17 protein-coding genes are annotated in these 18059 nt (G+C 45.9%); 1 reads left to right on the forward strand and 16 read right to left on the reverse strand.

Going from position 1 to position 18059, the window contains the following annotated elements; genetic code table 11:
- Window positions 1–241: 241 nt before the first annotated feature.
- The 4 genes from H8B09_RS12995 to H8B09_RS13010 form a co-directional block, all read right to left on the reverse strand.
- Window positions 242–1240 carry a cell wall hydrolase gene (locus H8B09_RS12995; RefSeq protein WP_191203963.1) on the reverse strand — a complete coding sequence of 333 codons (999 nt, stop codon included), beginning with the start codon at window positions 1238–1240 and terminating at the stop codon, window positions 242–244.
- Window positions 1241–1607: 367 nt separating this feature from the next.
- Window positions 1608–2222 carry a hypothetical protein gene (locus tag H8B09_RS13000; protein ID WP_191203964.1) on the reverse strand — a complete coding sequence of 205 codons (615 nt, stop codon included), beginning with the start codon at window positions 2220–2222 and terminating at the stop codon, window positions 1608–1610.
- 160 nt (window positions 2223–2382) lie between these two features.
- Window positions 2383–2907: a phosphotransferase-like protein gene (locus tag H8B09_RS13005; protein WP_191203965.1), complete on the reverse strand. Its 525-nt coding sequence runs from the start codon at window positions 2905–2907 to the stop codon at window positions 2383–2385.
- 229 nt (window positions 2908–3136) lie between these two features.
- Window positions 3137–5440 carry a glycoside hydrolase family 127 protein gene (locus H8B09_RS13010; RefSeq protein WP_191203966.1) on the reverse strand — a complete coding sequence of 768 codons (2304 nt, stop codon included), beginning with the start codon at window positions 5438–5440 and terminating at the stop codon, window positions 3137–3139.
- A 132-nt stretch (window positions 5441–5572) separates the two neighbouring features.
- Here H8B09_RS13010 and H8B09_RS13015 point away from each other — a divergent pair, with 132 nt between their 5' ends.
- Entirely contained in the window at window positions 5573–6424 is an 852-nt protein-coding gene (locus H8B09_RS13015; protein WP_191203967.1) for a helix-turn-helix domain-containing protein, read from the forward strand.
- 342 nt (window positions 6425–6766) lie between these two features.
- On the opposite strand, the gene H8B09_RS13020 is transcribed toward H8B09_RS13015, so the two are convergent.
- From H8B09_RS13020 to H8B09_RS13075, 12 genes are all read right to left on the reverse strand, one after another.
- Window positions 6767–7456 carry a class I SAM-dependent methyltransferase gene (locus H8B09_RS13020; protein WP_191203968.1) on the reverse strand — a complete coding sequence of 230 codons (690 nt, stop codon included), beginning with the start codon at window positions 7454–7456 and terminating at the stop codon, window positions 6767–6769.
- A gap of 251 nt (window positions 7457–7707) precedes the next feature.
- Window positions 7708–8139, reverse strand: coding sequence for a YhfM domain-containing protein (locus H8B09_RS13025; RefSeq protein ID WP_191203969.1), 432 nt, complete (start codon window positions 8137–8139; stop codon window positions 7708–7710).
- Between the two features lie 273 nt (window positions 8140–8412).
- Window positions 8413–9327, reverse strand: coding sequence for a phosphotransferase (locus H8B09_RS13030; RefSeq protein WP_191203970.1), 915 nt, complete (start codon window positions 9325–9327; stop codon window positions 8413–8415).
- A gap of 369 nt (window positions 9328–9696) precedes the next feature.
- The gene (locus H8B09_RS13035) at window positions 9697–10326 is read right to left on the reverse strand and encodes a P-loop NTPase family protein (protein WP_191203971.1); all 630 of its coding nucleotides are present in this window, start codon (window positions 10324–10326) and stop codon (window positions 9697–9699) included.
- A 494-nt stretch (window positions 10327–10820) separates the two neighbouring features.
- Window positions 10821–11297 carry a hypothetical protein gene (locus tag H8B09_RS13040; RefSeq protein WP_191203972.1) on the reverse strand — a complete coding sequence of 159 codons (477 nt, stop codon included), beginning with the start codon at window positions 11295–11297 and terminating at the stop codon, window positions 10821–10823.
- Window positions 11298–11537: 240 nt separating this feature from the next.
- A complete protein-coding gene (locus tag H8B09_RS13045; RefSeq protein WP_191203973.1) occupies window positions 11538–11756 on the reverse strand; it encodes a DUF7660 family protein in 219 nt (72 codons plus the stop codon).
- Between the two features lie 186 nt (window positions 11757–11942).
- Window positions 11943–12233, reverse strand: coding sequence for a type II toxin-antitoxin system HicB family antitoxin (locus H8B09_RS13050; protein ID WP_191203974.1), 291 nt, complete (start codon window positions 12231–12233; stop codon window positions 11943–11945).
- Between the two features lie 253 nt (window positions 12234–12486).
- The gene (locus tag H8B09_RS13055) at window positions 12487–12864 is read right to left on the reverse strand and encodes a VOC family protein (protein ID WP_191203975.1); all 378 of its coding nucleotides are present in this window, start codon (window positions 12862–12864) and stop codon (window positions 12487–12489) included.
- 86 nt (window positions 12865–12950) lie between these two features.
- On the reverse strand, window positions 12951–13193 hold the full coding sequence (locus tag H8B09_RS13060; protein ID WP_191203976.1) for a helix-turn-helix domain-containing protein: 243 nt from the start codon (window positions 13191–13193) through the stop codon (window positions 12951–12953).
- 28 nt (window positions 13194–13221) lie between these two features.
- Entirely contained in the window at window positions 13222–14370 is a 1149-nt protein-coding gene (locus H8B09_RS13065; RefSeq protein WP_191203977.1) for a P-loop NTPase family protein, read from the reverse strand.
- A gap of 160 nt (window positions 14371–14530) precedes the next feature.
- Window positions 14531–14845, reverse strand: coding sequence for a hypothetical protein (locus H8B09_RS13070; protein WP_191203978.1), 315 nt, complete (start codon window positions 14843–14845; stop codon window positions 14531–14533).
- 366 nt (window positions 14846–15211) lie between these two features.
- Window positions 15212–17980 (reverse strand): beta-galactosidase, encoded by a 2769-nt coding sequence (locus tag H8B09_RS13075; RefSeq protein WP_224753569.1) that lies wholly within the window; start codon window positions 17978–17980, stop codon window positions 15212–15214.
- Window positions 17981–18059 lie beyond the last annotated feature (79 nt).

Raw genomic sequence — 18059 nt, forward strand, 5'->3', positions numbered from 1 at the left:
CGCCCCTGTGGGGCGCAACTTTCGTTCGAGCTTTTACTGAACACTATTAGCTGAACAGAGGCGTTTGGTCAGTTACAACGTGCTAGGAGTCGCGTGCCCCTGTGGGGCACAACTTTCGTTCGAGCTCTTCTCTAGGGGCTGCGCCCCTGTGGGCCAACTTTTGTTCGAGCGATTCAGTACGCTGACAAAAAACAAAAAAGCCCATCCTGCTTCAGGCAGAATGGGCTAAGATTCTTCATATTTACTTGGCGAAGCTGTGATGGCCGATTGTGACGACGACATCCAGGCTTGACCAGAATGGTCCGCTCGTTACATCCGGGTTGAAGAAATAGACGGCGTCTTCAACGTTATTTTTCCCATTCAGGGCATCCTTAGCGGCGCGTAATGCACTTGCCTTCGGCTCGACCTTGTCGAGTGTGCCATCATGCGCTGGCGGGAACTGTCTTCCGGAGTAGATTACATCGTGAATGTTGTTCGGGAAACGGCCGCTCTTCACTCGATTAAGAATAACGTTCGCTACCGCAAGCTGGCCTTCATACGATTCATAACCCGCTTCAACCGTCGTGATCTTCGCAAGCAGAATCAATTCAGCCTTCGTATACGACCCTGCTGGCTGATCCATAAACGCCGGTCGTACAATGCGGAGCTTCGTTCCTTCATTAATCTTCGATTTGCCGTTCAGCCCGTTCCGATTCAACAATGCTGCCTTCGAGATTTCATTATCCTTAGCAGCCTGTTCAATGGTATACGTTTCCGTAATGACAGCAGGATCTACAGATGCGATTATAACTGCGCTGCTGTCCGCATTGTATTGCAGTTGTGCGTGCAGCACTTCAGCGAGTGTGCGAACCGGTACATACAGTCTCCCGCCCTCCGTGAATGGAAGCGCATCCATACGATAACGTACATCGTTGAAATAAACGACCGACACCCCATTACCGAACACAATCGTATCCTTCAGTGCTGTTTCTATGGTTAGTTCTTCATTATCGCTATTCCAGTTTACGCTTGCACCAAACTGCGCCGCAATGCGCCCTGCCGGTACGTACATCCGATTGTCTTGAATCCGGACAGGATCGTCAAGCTGTATCTCCTTGCCATTCAGCACGATCGACACTTCACTTGCCGCCGTTGATGGCGCTGCAAGAACGCTCGATTGCGGTCCGCCTAGGGTGAATACCAATACCGCGAGCAATGCTATGAAAGTAAACTTATGCTTAAACTTGGTTCCTATGATCATGTGTACCTCCCAGCTCAGATAATGAGGGTTAAGGCTTCCACTCTCTTTCGGGCTAGGCAAATTGTACCATGAAAGACCGCCAAGACGGCATTAAGGTTTTCACAGAATTCAACTCGGAATGGTTTTCTCCCCATATCTGCTGGGAAAATGTTGATGAGTTTGCTCTTGAACCCGATAGCCTTATGAGAGCGATATGAGAATTCTCTCAGACGCACTTCATAATTGAAGTTAGCGTCGTTAACTCCGAATAGAGGTTATCTGAGCTTGTCTCCTTCATTCGAATCAACTGAAATTATTGTATGCGGACAAGCTAGCTTCGGTGCATAATTCCAAGCATGCCATCATGAATGAGATTGACTTGTATCCATTAACTGATGTGGAAAGTTCCAATTACAGTTGTACCTTCTTGATCGTATAGGGGGATATCGCGACCAGCGGCAGGTCTATTCTTTTGTTGTTCGAGCGCCTCTTTTGGCGATTTGGGCATCACACCGTCTAAGTCTGTTTTGAACACGTACCCATTAGTACCATCGACACCTGTTGCACTGATTAAGTCAGGCTCCATATCTGGAGATGCTGCATCGGCAGAGGAACCGTAGGTTTGTCCATTATCATTGATCGCATAACGCACATTCTTAGCGCTTATATGAAAAGAACCGATGATGGTTTTCCCATCAGCCTCATACAGGGGGACGTCACCACCAAGCTCATTCAGATAATCTTGTTTCCGTACATATCCTGCAGTGCCATCCACAAATCCTACATGGATCAGGTCGGGTAGTAATTCATCGAAATTGGCTGTTTCAGCAGAACCGTATGTTTGTTTGCTTTCATTTGTCGCATAACTAGTAAGATTAGTAGGTTCTTGATGAGCCGTGTCTTGCGATAATGAGCTTTGGAACGCCCAAGCAGCTCCTACTGCACCGACGATAACAACAACCATACCCATCCCTATTCTGATGCCTTTAGAACTCGTCCTCACCTTGTTTCCCTCCCTACAAGTTTTATTTAATAATCACTCATCAGCCAACACGTCCTATTCAATTGTTATACGATACCAAATAATGTAAAGTTGCGCAAAAATGTCCGTTGAATGAATAAAGGCAACCTGTCGTTTACTCGACGGCTGCCCTCTGATATTTCTAATTATCTGGCTTACCAAACAAACTTGTCAGAATAAAATCCGCACATTCTTCTGATGAACTTAGGTGAGTATTAACAGTGCAGTTATATTGAATATCTGTTGCCATTATTTCATTTTGCCACTCTGACTGATCTTCCGCCCTATCTCCGCGTTCAATATTTCTCTGACGACAAATTTCCAAAGGACAATAAACCTCAACCATATAAAAAGGATACCCCGAGAATATGTCCTTCACTTTATCATAATGCGGTTTCAACTCCGGTCTTTCTACTAAAATGCCATCAATAAGCACATTCTTCCCATGGTCAGAAAATAGTTTAGCGGTGTGATACATCAGAATAATTGCTTCACTTAAATACTTCCAGTAGTCTTCACGAAGATAGTTATCTCCTATTGTATTTTCAAAAAGGTCATTTGCCACAACATAAAAGAATTCAGTCGATCTTAACTGAATCGCATCGACGATAGAAGTTTTGCCGGCGCTTGTCACACCGTTAAGAAACACGATTTTACCCTTGTTCATCTAAGTATTCCCCCTCATTCAGGGTCCTCATGTAATTAATAATCATCACCGTGACGATGGCCCCTGACTAACTTATAGTGTACCATAATTACCCAATAGAATAGTGTAATAGAGCACTATTTCAACAATAACCATCACAGAACTTTAATAGAGCATATATATAAAAGAGCAACACAAAGGGAAGTCTCCCTCTGCGTTGCCCGTCAAAGATTGCCTAACTTCTATTCAATTAAGATTGGCTCAGTTCATCCAGACGTGCACGGTCGATCATGCGAATGCCGAATACGCCGCCGACAATGCCGCCGTTCGCCGATACGAACTTCACTTCCACTTGCTCGGCTCCGCTAATCAGCTCGCTAGGAATATCATAGAGCACATCGAACAGCTTCTCGCGATGCTCAGCTTCCAGACGCTGACGGCCAATTGCTTGGCCATTAATCAGGATGTCGAACTCACGCTCTACGCGGCCATTCTCCCGATGAACCGCTCCGTCGCTGCCATAGTATGTGACTTGCAGCCCATGTACGGTACCTGGAAGGACCTTCATCTGGTAGCTGAAGAAGCCATCTGGTTCTGCAACACGGAAGCCCTCATGTGCATGTACAGAGTAGCCAGAATGAGAATTGTCCGATTGACCGTTATGTTCAACCTCAGACTGCTGTTCGTGCGGCTTAACAACGTCGATCGTTATCGCGTGCAAGTACTCGCGTTCTGCCTTCTCTTCATCTACATAGTTGACGTATTGCTCTTTGTTCATGAGCGTCCAGTAGATTGTGTAACGCTGATGATGCAGTTGGAAGAATGGGATAAGCGTCACGCGCTGCTCCCCTGGTTCGCCAACGGCATCCGTAATGAACGTCAGTGGTGAGCCTTCCGCTGGCTTGATCCACGACTTGACGTCCGTCTCGTCAGTTACGAGAACCGGAACCTTGATAATCGGATGATGGTGCAGCTTCAGATGGTTATCGATAATGTCACACTCTGGGAAGTTCTCTGTGCCAAGCGCACCTGCCAGAACGATTGGGCCATACATGAAGCCGACTTTCTTCTCGTCATCCTTCGCACGATGCACATGAAGATCCATAGGCAGCGTTACTTCGATCGAATCGCCGGAGTTCCAGCTGCGTTCGATTTCGAGGTAGCCGTTCGTCGAGCTCGTGAATGTGTCCGAGCCGTTAACAACCGCCGTTACAGCGCCTGCAACCCAATAAGGAACGCGAATGTTCAACTTGAAGCTTGCGTTGTCTGCTTGCTCGATAACAACAATCGTTTTGTCTGTTGTAGGGAATTCCGTATGCTGCTTGATGATCACATTGCGATCTTCCAGCACCGCTCTGGAACCGATAAATAGATTGACATATACCGCTTCCTTATCCGAGTAGTAAATATCACGCGGGTAGAGAGCAGGGTTCTCCATCCCCGTACCTGTACAGCACCAGAACGAATGGTCATGGGTGCCGTATACTTTGAAGTGGCCAGGTTCGGTTGAGATGAAGTACATTTTGGCACCCGTATCAGGGTCTTGCGATGCAAGAATATGGTTATAGAGCGCACGCTCGTAGAAATCCATATATTCTGCCTTCGGCGTCCAACGGAACAGTAGGCGTGTCAGCTTCAGCATGTTGTACGTGTTGCACGTCTCAGCTGTCTCAACGCCAAGCTTCTCCGTGTTCTTCGCGCGGAAATGTTCAAAGATACTGTTGCCGCCGATAATATACGAGCGGTTGCGCGTCACTTCATCCCAGAAGTATTCCGCCATTGCGCGGTATTTCTCTTCACCTGTAATGTCGTAGAGCTTCGCTGCGCCGATTACTTTCGGGATCTGCGTATTGGCGTGTTTGCCTTCAAGCTCATCAACTCCGCGGGAGAGCGGCTCAAGAATCGCTTGATGGCAGAAACGGATTGCCAGATCGAGATAATCTTGGTTGCCCGTAATCGTATAGAGATCGGCCATCGCTTCGTTCATGCCGCCATGCTCGCAAATCAACATGCGTTGGAACAGCTCGTCCGATAGATTGTCAGAACCTTTCTTCGCCCAATCAGACAGCTTCACAACAACCTCCAGCGCCTTCTCATTGCCCGTCAGCTTGTAGGCATCGATCAGACCTGCGTAGATTTTATGAATGCTGTACCATGGAACCCATGAACCGCCGAGACCAAAGTTATGAACCTCGAAATCGCCATTGCCGAAGAAAACATTATCGAAGCACTTACGTGGAAAGCCGCTTACATAACCGTCGGGATCATGGGATTGTACATGCGCCAGCTCATCAACAGTGTAGTTCAGCTTAGCGAGGATCACTTCGTCGCCCGTTACCGCGTACATCGCAGCTGCTGCCGATAGGAAGTGACCGACGGAGTGGCCCGCGATTTGCGTCGACTCCCAGCCGCCGTAACGTTCGCTCTTCGGCTGAAGGCCAGCAGCCTCGTAGCATGGCGCCATGAGACGGTCCACATCATGCGTGATTAGGTAGCTCTTACCCGTTTCTTGCGAAGCTTGGAAAATACCTTCGAGCAGCGTTGTTCTCGTCATGTCTATATCGCTCCAATATATACGATTTGATTATTTAATGATATAAGTTTATCCTTGTTTCTAGCGATATTCTACGAGTGAACCAAACGATTTCTTATAATATTTCACACAACTATGCAGGTGAGGATATCCATGAGTAAAATTCTATTTGAGCTCCCTCCACTTCCCTATTACATTACAATTGGCCGCAACAAGTATGCCAAAGGCGAACAGCATCCAAACCGGCGAAACCTTGGTATATTCGACTGGTTATTCGTAGTGCAAGGGATGCTGCATATCGGTGAGGATGAATCACAGTGGGAGGTTGGGCCCGGTCAATCGCTGCTGCTGCTGCCTGACCGCTACCATTATACGACGGCTCCTTGCGAGGAGGAGACCGTGTTTTATTGGATCCATTTTGTATACGAGGGGAAATTCAGTTCCTATTCGGATGCGGATTATTCGATGATGATCCGACATGCGTGGGCCAATCCGTATAAGCTGCGGGTGCCGCAGTATACGGCGCCTTTGCAGTTCGCGCGCATTGAACGGCTGCTTGAGCAGATGCTCGCGTACACAGAGACGACGGGGTCGACCGCCTATTGGCGAGAGCAGCAGCATTTTATGGACCTCATCCATCTGTTAGAGGAGAATGACACGGGAGACAGCACGACCAATGCGGTCATGCGGCTGGCGGAGCGAACGGAAGCCTATTTGCGGCTGCACTACCAGAAGGAACTGTCGAACGAGTCGCTGGCGGAGGAGCTGCATTTTCACCCGAACTATGTGGTGCGATGCATGAAGGAAATCTACCAGTGTACGCCGATGGAGTACTTGATGCGCTATCGACTTGAACAAGCGAAGCTGCTGCTGATTAAGACGGAATGGTCGGTCGCGCACGTTGCCGAGTACGTCGGCTTCAACTATGTGCCGTACTTCTCGAACTGCTTCAAGCGGCACACGGGCATGAGTCCGCTCGCTTGGCGGAAGCTGCATGCGAAGTGATAGAGCAGCTTGAGCGTAGAGATACCTTGTAGGTGCATGAGTACGTTGAGTTTCAGCGGGCAGCAGTTACAGGTGCTACGTTTGCGTTGCGGCTAACGATGCTGCAGCAGTGATGTGTGTATCGTACGATCTCCTTCATCTAACGGATGCCACAGTGGCTATTGAGGTAATTTGGATCAAATTTACAGCGTAACGGTTGTCAGCATTGCTATCGCGCTAGAATGGAGGGTTTTGTCCATTAGTTTAGTCAATAAGCCTGCTGACAACCGCTAGGACACCGAAACAGGCGCTAGTGGCGGATTAAGGTGCAGCGGCAACCGTTAGCGCGCGCCAACACAGGCTCTACAGGTGCTTCCACCAGATACCCGCGCACTCGGGAACAGTCGACCACGCATTCTCTTCAATCCGATGCGCCAGCTCTGCGCCGAAGAAGAACTCCGTCTTCTCCTTCGCTTCCGCCACATCTCCAAACGTATAGTCCGTTCGGATCCAACGATGCTCGAACCCGTATTTGTTCTCGAGTTGCTCATAGTAAGACTTCAAGAACTCGGGTGGATTAGGCGTTTCCGTTCCAGTCCCCATCGTCTCTAGAATGATGATTGTTCCGTTGGGCTTCGATACGCGGGTCAGCTCATCCAGCACCAACGCTAGATTTTGCTCCCAATCGGAATTGTCCGTGTTCGTCAGGTAACAGATGCTCCACCCCGAAACCACCAGATCAATCGAATGATCTGCAATCGGAAGACTGCGATGATCCGCTACTACTGTGGTCCAATTCGGAGTCGAGTTGCTGCTTGTTAATTTCTTATCCAACAAATCCAGCATCGCACTAGAAATATCCGTACTAACTAATGACTTCGCCTCAGGCGCTATGATGCTCGAAAGTCTGCCCGACCCCGCTCCTAGGTCCAATACATTAAGTCCTTGAAAAGGTTTGATCTCCTTAATGACCGTTGTAAGATCAGGTTGCCGACTCACCATTTCCTCGTATGACATCGATGAATCCTGATAGATTTCTTCATGGCTTGTCAAAATAGATACCTCCTAATGTAAAACTGTCGGTGCATAGTTCTGTAAATATGAGTTCGCGAAAGTATGCCGATGCTGATGTTTCGTGCTGTCCTCCGAACATTCCTCACGTTCCATCTGTAGCTCATTCTATTAGCACGGTGTAGAACAAACAATAACCGGATAATTGAGATTTTCTACGATTCAACCTATAGTTGAGTCATCGTAAATACGTCTCGATTAGTGGATTATTTGCAAAATGATTGCCATAAACTCTATTGAACGCCATAGATTAACCGACTCAATTCACTGCTCTGCTTCGTGTCAATCGTATATCCTTGCTCACTATCCGCGGCTTCCACAAGCAAACCCCTTAATTCCGCACTTGGATCGATCGCCATATAATATTGCTTACTGCCCCCATCGACAAAGGTAACTTCTACATTAAACATTGGCGCATAGTCGAGCTTCCCTTCCCTTGGCTCAGCTTCGTCCAGCATCCTCTTGAACAAAACAAGTTCATTCGGCGCACTGAACGTCTGCTCCTTGAAAGGTGCTTTGCCCGAATCTATCAATGATGACGTACTCTCCAGACGTACCTGTTGGAGTGCGATCGATTGGGATTTCTCGTTGCCGCAACCCGACAGCACCGTAGTAAGAGCTATAATGCACACAAACAGTAAACCATTAAGCCTCAACCTCATCATCACAATCCCCCCTACCTTTTCTATAAATAGTCACTCTTCAAAGAAAAGTAACGATCTCCACCTTGTCCGACAGCTCAATGGTACTCTCTTCCAAAAAAAACAGAATCTTATAGAGGGCGGTGATTGAACTATCGTTTCCCGATAGGTTAATCTCGAAATGCCTCGGGCAGACCGAGAAGCCGCCAGTCCCGCAGCTTGGATACGTTGTTATACGATGTTTATGCCTCTAACATGTTTCGCGGCTCATTTTATCACGCCCATTCAATTGGTATATTAATCAGCGAGAGCACGTATTATGTTAGTTTTTGCTTCATTTAGCAACCTTTCATCTTTATCATCAACAGCCTGCATCATTATCCCAGTTGGAATATACATGGCAATCAATCGAGCTAATATCTTCGTTTCTTCATCTACATCCCCATATACATTGAAAAAGTCAGCTCGCGCATCCGGGGGTAAAAAGCTATACACAACATTCAAGTCACAAGCAGGATGTCCTATATTGACATCTCCCCAATCAATAACCCCTGAAACTTTTCCATTCTTATCTACCAGTATATTTTTAAAATGAAGGTCACCATGTAGGAATACGTTCTTTTGTTTCACTCTTTCAGTTCTGAGCCTTTCCAAATAGTTCGTTATGGCATGATACTCTTCTTCACTAAAATGACAGGCAAGGTCGGAAATGCAATTATGCATCTTTTCCTTACGCCTCGCTATATCAGTCAGATTTCTATGGTCATGTTGAACTCCAATTTCTTGAGCTACTTTCACAGGGAATGCATGCAAACCTTTTAAAAATTGTGCGAGCGTTGTTGCTGAGTACGCGCGTTGCTTGTCAGTTAATCCGACTGGAAACTCCCCGGATAAATAGGGGTAGCCAAGGAAGGGCATAGGATAATTGTAGTCCCCTTCCCCAAAAAACATGGGTAAAGAATAGGCTATAGAAATATAATCTTTAAGCTTAGGTAATATCTTTCCTTCCATCCTTAAAGAACTGAGTGCAACTTTCCTTCTTGGAAAGCGAAATACATATTCACCCCCGACAAGAAAAACAGTGTTATCCCAGCCGTGTCCTAGTTTTTCTACGCTTTTTGAAGCTAACTGAGGAAATTGACTGCTGATTAATTTATAAGCCAAATCTTTTGATACTTCCCATTCTGCATCCCATTGATTCGAACCGCCCATTTCCACCTATCGCCTCCGACATAAAAAAAGGATAGTTTCGCTTAATCGTCATGTACTATTTTACCATTAGTCATTCTTGGGTTTGATAATAAACAGTTGTAAATATTCGTTCCGTTAATCTGCCCGTTACTTCAATGGAAAGGGAGCAGAACCGCGCGGTCTGCTCCCTTTTTTTTGGTTGAACTAACGTTCTCCATTAGCATAATGATCTAACCTGTATTTATGGTACGGTTCTCCGCGCTGTCTGTAACGGCAAGTTTTAGGGCCATCCATTGCGAGATAGCCTCGTTCAACTCACATTACCTCCAAGGAATTGTTTATTAAACCTAAGCCGCAGTAGCTTCTTATTGGATTGTGTTTGTTTGTACTCTAAATGAATCTTTCGATTCGATCCCGATATTCGTCCCACAGATACTCCGAATTTTCAATAATCAACTTTGGAACGTCCCAAGCATCTATGATAGAACGTACAAACGCCTGACTGCCACCCCAAAGTAATCCAGCCTCACGGAAATCTTCCTCCGATTTGAAGGACACTGGCCCCCATTCATTACCGCGAACACTACAAATAAACCTCCATTGAGCTTCCGGACTTACTTGGTAAAAGTAGATAAGAGCCGGTTGCAATGGTGACAGAATCTGTTGCAAGGACTTAGAGAATCGACGTAACTTCTCTCTGTTCATCCCCATGTGAAAAGAGGTATTGATGGTGTCCTGGAAAAAAACACTTTCGATTATGGTGACCTCATTATTGTTTAGCTGCTCATCTACGAACGACCTATACCGGGACTGGAGAAGGTGAATGAATTCGTCCGCTTGACGTTCGTCTTCGAACGAATCAAAGTGTCGGTCGAGAATAAGCAGCGGGTGATTCGATTGTTCCTCTAAGACACAGCGACTAGATATCCCTCGCTTGGTCAGTTGTTCGGAGACCATACGAGCACTTGTCGTCTTACCCGACCCCGGCATACCATCAATTATGATTATCTTAGAATTCATTTTCCGTATCTCCTCCAATTGCGCCAAGGTCTCAGCCCTCAGCTCCCATTAATATTTCCTCAATGAGACGGAGATCCAACACAAATAGCCTACAACATCTCCTTGTAAATGCAAGGAACGGAATAGGCGAATGTTTGCATGGACATAGGTAGCCCTCTGTAAGCATAGATCGGCCTCCATCTCATCGTCGATTCTAAAACGGCATCAACAAAAAAAAAACACCGATCAGGGTTAATTTGTTCATCCGTTTTATTTCCTCAACTTGATGAAACGAAAGCGATTCCCTGTCAATGCCGAAGATGTAAAACCCCTGATTGCAGCAGCTTATCAACCATCGCATGCCCGATATATTGTCGCTCCGATCCATCGTGCGTAATTGCTATCGTTCTCCGTTAGTGTAATTTTTCTACATCATAAGTCCTCCTAGGTAATCAAACTAAATGGGCAAATTTATGCTTCTTTTATTTTAATTTTATCGCACAGCTAGCGACTGCCTATCCTGTCATATTAATATAAGCAACACTCAGGAGCCACAAGCTAATGGGGAGCAAAGTACTCGCGAGTGTTAAATTCATGCTGAATGTTTTCTTCCATTTTAAAGAAATAATAGTGTCGGCAATTAAGAAGAAAAAGGCTGCAATCAGGCTAATGTGGAGCAATATAAGCCCGAAGCCACAATGAAAAATTGTTGAGACAGTCAAACGTAGCCATAGACGTTGAGTAACAGTACTTGCAATCAGTTCACTTATTAATGATGTGGCTACCCCATAAAGGTAAATAGCAGGTGCGGCGTATATCATATAGACGTTAATAATGCGAAATGCTTCGTGTGAGCGGGCACCGATGGAATGTATGCTTTCAGAACTGAACGGATTAGGCTCTAACCAAGCATAGGTAAGGGTGAATAAAAAGGTTGCAATTGCTGCACTTATGATTTTTCTCAAAAATAGTTGTCTAAGTGGAAAGTACATTTTACGTAAATTCCCTCCCCCGCCTAAATTCGTCTACCTAATTTTATCATACCATCCGTTAGCATAATGAAAACGGCAGCCGTTTGCCTGGTTCGACTGCCGCGGTATCCTTATTCAACTATCGTTTCCCGTTAGTTTAATCTTCTGGAGTTTCCCAACCCTCGTCTAGAACAAGCTTACCTGTATTATCTCTGATAAAAGCGGTGCCTGGTGAAACATCAAGAAATTGGAATCATAACTTCATTCATATGCCTTTCCTGCTGCAAGTGTTGTGGCGAAAACGCTCCAGGTTAAGGAATCAGAATAAGCGCCTGAATCGCTCAGCCACGCTTCCATCGCTTCCAAAAAACGATTCAGTGTCGGGTTCTCCCAGTCCTCGGCATGCTCATTTAAGTCCCGCCGCAGCTCGTGAAGATAGGCGATCAATTCGTCCTTACTGGATACCTTACTTGGATCCACCGTTCAACGCCCCTCACTTTACATCTTTACTCCATTATCTGACACCATTAATCTTCCCGCAACACAAAAACAGCCGCGTAGAGATGGTCTGCATCGGCTGCCTCTGAATTATCGAGCAATCGTCTCCCGTTGGAATTGTGAACCTCCTCCTAATCCTGCTGGTTAGCTCAACCACGACATACATCATTACAGTGTTGAGCCCTCAATCCTTATCCTTACCTTTGTTGGTCGGCGTTGACTCATATCCCCAGGCTCTGGTATTAAATCACCGTTTACTATCCGTGATTCAAAGTAAGCTATTTTAACCTCTTCTATATCTTTGAGGAGGTCCACCATCGTAGAACTAATCGCATGACAACCCGGCAATTCTTCGACAACCCCAAAATAATAACCTGATTGGTTATCATCCCTCGGTGGAACATACTCCGCAATAAAGTTGTAGTTCTGTATCATGTAATAAGCAATATCCTTGGTCATAATCACACAACCTTTGCGTTTAATCCATCAATCCTATAGTACCATATTTTGGAACTATCCTGCCCGTTACTTCAATGAAACAGGGAGCAGCGCCGCGGAGGTCTGCTCCTTATTTTGGTTGAACTATAGTTACCCATTAGTTTGTTCATTTTTTAACTACTAATCAGCTTGAAAAATGCGTTAGTATGAACAGGTTGTTCCCAATTGTTAAAGATACTGTCCTAGTTGTTTAATGGAGCATTCCTTCTCTTCGCTAAGCGACGAGACTGATTAAATTGTTATCGGGGTCCTTTATGATCGCATATCGCTCTCCCCACGGTGTATCTCGCGGCTCAAGGAAGCCGTCATACCCAAGCGTCGTCAACTGACGGTACACGTCGTCCAGCGCTTCGTTGCTGGAGAACTGAAAAGCGAGCTCGGTCCGGCAGCCGACAGGATCTTCCCAGCCTTCAAAAACACGCTTTACCGAATCCACCATATCGAATGCAAACACAATTCCTTCTTGCTCCACGTCTACGTGATGCGCTTCGTCGGCGACGTCTGGAATAGCCAGCCCCAGCACGCGATAAAAATCCAACGCCCTCTTCATCTCTTCTACGTAAATCGCGACTCGTTTCAACCTTACCGTCATGCTTTGCAGCTCCCTTCGTTTTGCTTGATTTTCACCCCCATTATAGTAATTGTCCCTCATTTCAAAATAGTAAAAAACGGACTTCCTCACTCTTGCTTGGTCAGCCGTTTGAGTGGAAGTCCGTAATATCGCTTAAAAACACCAGCGAAGTGCGACTGATCATAGTACCCGTGTTGAAGCGCCAAATCCGTCAAGCTTAAATAGTCTCCGCTGTACAATTCCTCCAGCACACTTTGAAAGCGGACGATGCCGAGCATCTCCTTCGGGCTGAGGCCAAGCTCCTCTTCATAATAGGAATGCTGCCCTTTAGCTGAACGAAATGCTCCCATTTATGCACAAACCTCGACCTGGGAATATTCAACTAAAGTTCCCCGTTGGATCATGTTCCTCAGTTAGTAAGCGAGTGAATTTGTTTCCAATCACACTCCAATCTTGAGAAATGTCCCTTCCACCAATAGTGAAACAATTTGATGAAGTCTTTTTATCGGATGACATTGAAAATAATAACTCTACGGAATTATCGCAGATATAAAATTCAGATTCGTTCTTTGGTATTAACCTCTTTTTGTAATTATTATAACTTCCATACAATATCCCGTTTTCAAAGCTAATTTTAAACGTCAGATCATTCCAAACATATTCACCTGTAAAGATCGAGAAATGATGGTTATCTAACATTTTATCGCAACGGCCAACTTCCAATATTCGTAATATTAATTGCTCATAATCAATCCAATTCCTCTTTGCAATATCAATTGAAAGTTTAACGAAATTTGAATGATTGACAATCTCTTGGGCGATTTCATCGTATTCAGTCAAAAAATCAATGTATAGCTCAAAGTCATTTTTTTGTTTTCCTTGTGCGTAAGGAAAATGTCTTCCGACTTTATATGTTTCTCCTCTAATTTCAAACATCTTTCTAATTGAGCTTTCCTTATCCGATGGGGTCAGATAGATTATGACTGGATTTAATGATTTGAGTTCCTCCATTAAGGAATTAATGAATTTCATAATCACGGACTTCGAAAATCCGTTTAGAAGTAATCCATCTGTAAAAAATTGAATAATCGATCCTTCCATGATAATTACTTCATTTTCTTCTATCACTCTTTTCACAAAAGATTGAACCTTTGTTCTTGCAATGGCCAGATATCTACTAGGATCATTTATCCAGAAAAACGGAAAGAGTTCCTTAATTAATTCAGCCTTATTCGAGATTAAATGGCTCCGTCTCAACTCTAATAAACTCACGCAATACATGTTTTCAATAGTTGTAGTCACACCCGAGACAGAATCAAACAATGAAAGCAACTCACTAAACTCACTAAACTCAGTTTCATTCAAGTATACTTCGTTAAAAAAGTTAATTGGATGGTTACTCGCTAATTCATGAATAAAACTATTTGGAACACCCGCCAAATCTAACTGTATAGAAACAGACCTTGCTGTCGTTGATTTTCCTGAACCTGGTATGCCTTCAAAGAGAATTAGGTTTGAATTAATCACAACGATCACTCCTCGTCATTTCATCCCTCAAAGAGGAATATACCATTTTCTAGAAGTGAAAACGGATTCAAGTATGGATTCATTTTGAATAATTCTGCCCGTCAGCTGAATAGACTGCTGAGAAATCAGCAGCCTGTTGTTGTCATGCAATCAATATCCATTAGCTCAATCTAATACGGCACATACAGGAAACGTTCTTCATTATAAAGGATAAGCATATCATCTTTTGTGCCTGTACTTGGGGCATCATAATCATCTGACCACCTATGCATTTCAAAAAACCTAATTTCATACCTGGTCCCAAGGCTTTATCTATGCTTCTTAAAGCTAAAACATATTTTTTTTCATCCCAAACAAATGAGGTAGGAAACTCCTTACAAAGCGATACAGGACTTTCAGGTTTAGATTGGTTAATATTATTTTCAGGTCTAAACATAAAACTGCTTAATACTAAAAAGGTATAAAAAAGCTTCATCAACACACTTCACCTCATTGGATAAGGTGCCCAATTAAAGCCACGCTACCCCGCCCATTACTTCTTCAACGAAAACAGCACTCTAAATCAACACTGAACATTAACAGAGCCATCTTTAGATGATTTCCGTAAGGATAAGTTTTACGAATAATATAACAAACAAAATGAAACATACTTCATTAATCTGAACTGTACTTCCAGCCTATCTCGAATTAGCATCTGTCGTCGTTTGTAAAAGTAGCGTCCACTCAAGCCAAACAAACAAAAACAGCCCTGGACGTCACCGTCCAAGGCTGCTCACTCCCTCTTCAATCCTTACCTATCTATATAACATACGACTTATCGAAATTAAACCTGAACCTAATGTTACCCTTCAATCGTCGTCCAACGCCGATTCGATTGCTCGTCGAACAACAGCTTAGCCTTCGCTGGCGATCTGCCCTCTTCATCGAACAGGACAAGCTCGTTCACGTCTTTCAGCCAATCTAGCGGCAGCTTGTAATCTTCTTGCGGACCGATCTGCCAGTAGCGGCCAAGGTCGATGCCGTTGAGCCAGACGGAGCCTTTGCTCAATCCCGTGAGACGCAGCTTCAGCTTAGCATGAACATCAGCCGGAAGCTCAGGTTTCGCGAACTCGCAGCGATGCCAAGCCGGCCCTTTCTTACTTTCCGTTGTCGACGATGCGCTTACACCCGCTTCCGATGGCACTCCATCTGCGAGCCCCGCCATACTCCACGCTCCGATTGCATTTGACGAATGGTAAGTCAGCAGCTCCAATCGATTGACTGGCGACTTCGCGTACGGCATCTCGATCACATTATCTCCAGGCTGAATGTAAGCCGAGATATCGACTGAATGGTGTGCGAACCAGTTCTGATAACCTTCCAGCGGCACTTCTTTCCCATTAATGCGAAGCGGTACGCTCACTGCACCTACGAGAACTGCCCGATCATGTCCATCCACTTGGAACGTACGCGACAGCGTCGCTTGACCATCCAATGTGTTCACGCGATCAAGATGCACCGTCTCCTCTCCATGTGACCAACCGCTGCGAATATCTGTCGCAGTGCCTTGCACATAACCCGTATCGAACAAGCCTTTAGGCTCCCCGAGATACGGCGAGAAGTTCAACCGACCCATGTTCTGAACGAGAATCTGTACATTATTACTGCCTTTATGCAGCGGAATCTCGATGGAGGAAGACCCAACTTCACGAATCAGTCCAATTTCCGCTCCATTCACATAGACTCTCGCTGTATCTTGAAGCTTCGGCAGAATGAGCGTCGTCTGCTTATCGGAATCGCTTTCGATCAAGCTGGAATAAACGATATAGCCATAAGGCTGCGAGAAGCTTGAGAAGTCCTGCGGAACCTCACACGAAACGCCTTGCACCGAAGCAAGATCCAACGTGCTAGTCACCCAACCAGCCAATTTAGGCGCCTTCAGTTTCACAGCACCAACCGGTTGCCCCGTAGTCTCGCTACTATCTCGCTCCACTCGGAAGTCTTCTGGCCACTCTACTGCCGAAACCGAAGCATTCACTGATGCAACCAACTGTCCGCCTGCCTCTATATCCACATCGAAGCATCCGCCAAACCATTGGCCTTTCGCAATGCGCCACGTCTGATCCATGGCAGTCGTATTCAGCACGATCACCCGCAGCTCTTGACCTCCAATGATCAAACGGACATCCTGAGGCTCATTGAAGTGATAGAAGTCAAACGTAATTGTTCTGCCATCTGCGCTCTGCGCATGCAGAATCGGCTGATCATCCGCGTATTGAATCACTTCATCAGCGTTCAATTCCACCAGCGACCGCTGTCCATCCTTGGCGTAGACGATCAACGTGTGAATACCATTCACAACCTCGTTGCACGCAATCGCAGTATTGCTAATCAAACGAACCCCATCCAGCAGCTGCAAGCCATCCAGCACCGGAACGATTTCCCCCGGGTTGACCATAACCGGCAGCGTCCTGCCGTTCTCAAGTGTTAGATAGACCGTTTCTCGCTCTTCCTTGACGCTTCCGACGAACAGAATCCGCTGCTCTCCGTTCCTTCTGCCACGAACGGTAATGTCTTCCGGCGCCGCAATGCCAGCTGTGTCAAACGACTCCGAATCGAGCAGCAACGAGCCCGCCGCCTCCACGAACAAGGAGAACCGCTTCGCCGCCATATACTTCGGCGTCGTTCTTCCGTACTCGTTCAATGGCGCATCATAATCGTATGATGTAACCATGAAGATATCGCTGCTGCCAACCGTTCTGCCGCCATAACCAGCAAAGTTCGTCCCGCCGAAGAACATGTAATGGCTAATTCCTGTGAAACCTGTCTGAATCGCTTCAAACATGCGCTTCTCGTACAACTGTGGTGTTTTCTGCGTTGCCGCTGGCGCTCCCCAATGCTCGAACCAACCGCTCCAGAACTCCGTCACGATCTTCGGTGTATCCGGCTGCTTCTTCACCAGATTCGCATAATGATGATCGGCGCCGCTCCAGAAGTTCGCACCTTCGATCGCACCCTCAACACCGCCAACGCATGTAATGAGCGGCATATCTATCCCACAGCTCAGCAGCCCGTCCCTTAAGTGGCTCATATAAGCAGATGCAGAAGCATCGTCTGTCAAGTAGCCGTATTCATTCTCTACCTGTACGAGAATAACCGTTCCACCTTGCGACAGTTGACGCTGACGAATGATCTCCGTGATACGGTCGAAGTACAAGTCAACATACTTCAGATAGGTCTCATTGTACTCCCGGAACTTCACGCCTTCCTTGAGGCTGAGCCACCAAGGGAAGCCCCCAAAGTCCCACTCCGCACAGATGAATGGACCTGGTCTTGCAATGACCCACAGGCCAAGCTCTGCGCACAGGTCAAGAAACGCTCCACAGTCTGCATCGCCCTCGAAGTTCCAATCCCCTTCATTCGGCTCATGCACGTTCCATGCAAAATACGTATCAATGCAGTTCATTCCTGCAAGCTTTGCTTTGACAAGAACCTCCCGCCATTCTTCCTTCGGCATCCGGAAGTAGTGAATGGCCGCACTGTTCAGAAACACTCTCTTGCCATTGATGATGTAACTCTTCTCGTCGTATGTGAACTCCACGCCAGTATTGGCTGCATAAGTGGTGTGCATTGCAGTCACCTTCCTCTTCTATGCTTCGCGAATGAATCGCGGTATTAATGTGAAATAGGTTTCATGAAATGGGTTTCAT

The sequence above is a fragment of the Paenibacillus terricola genome (assembly GCF_014779765.1).
Lineage (GTDB): Bacteria > Bacillota > Bacilli > Paenibacillales > Paenibacillaceae > Paenibacillus_T > Paenibacillus_T terricola.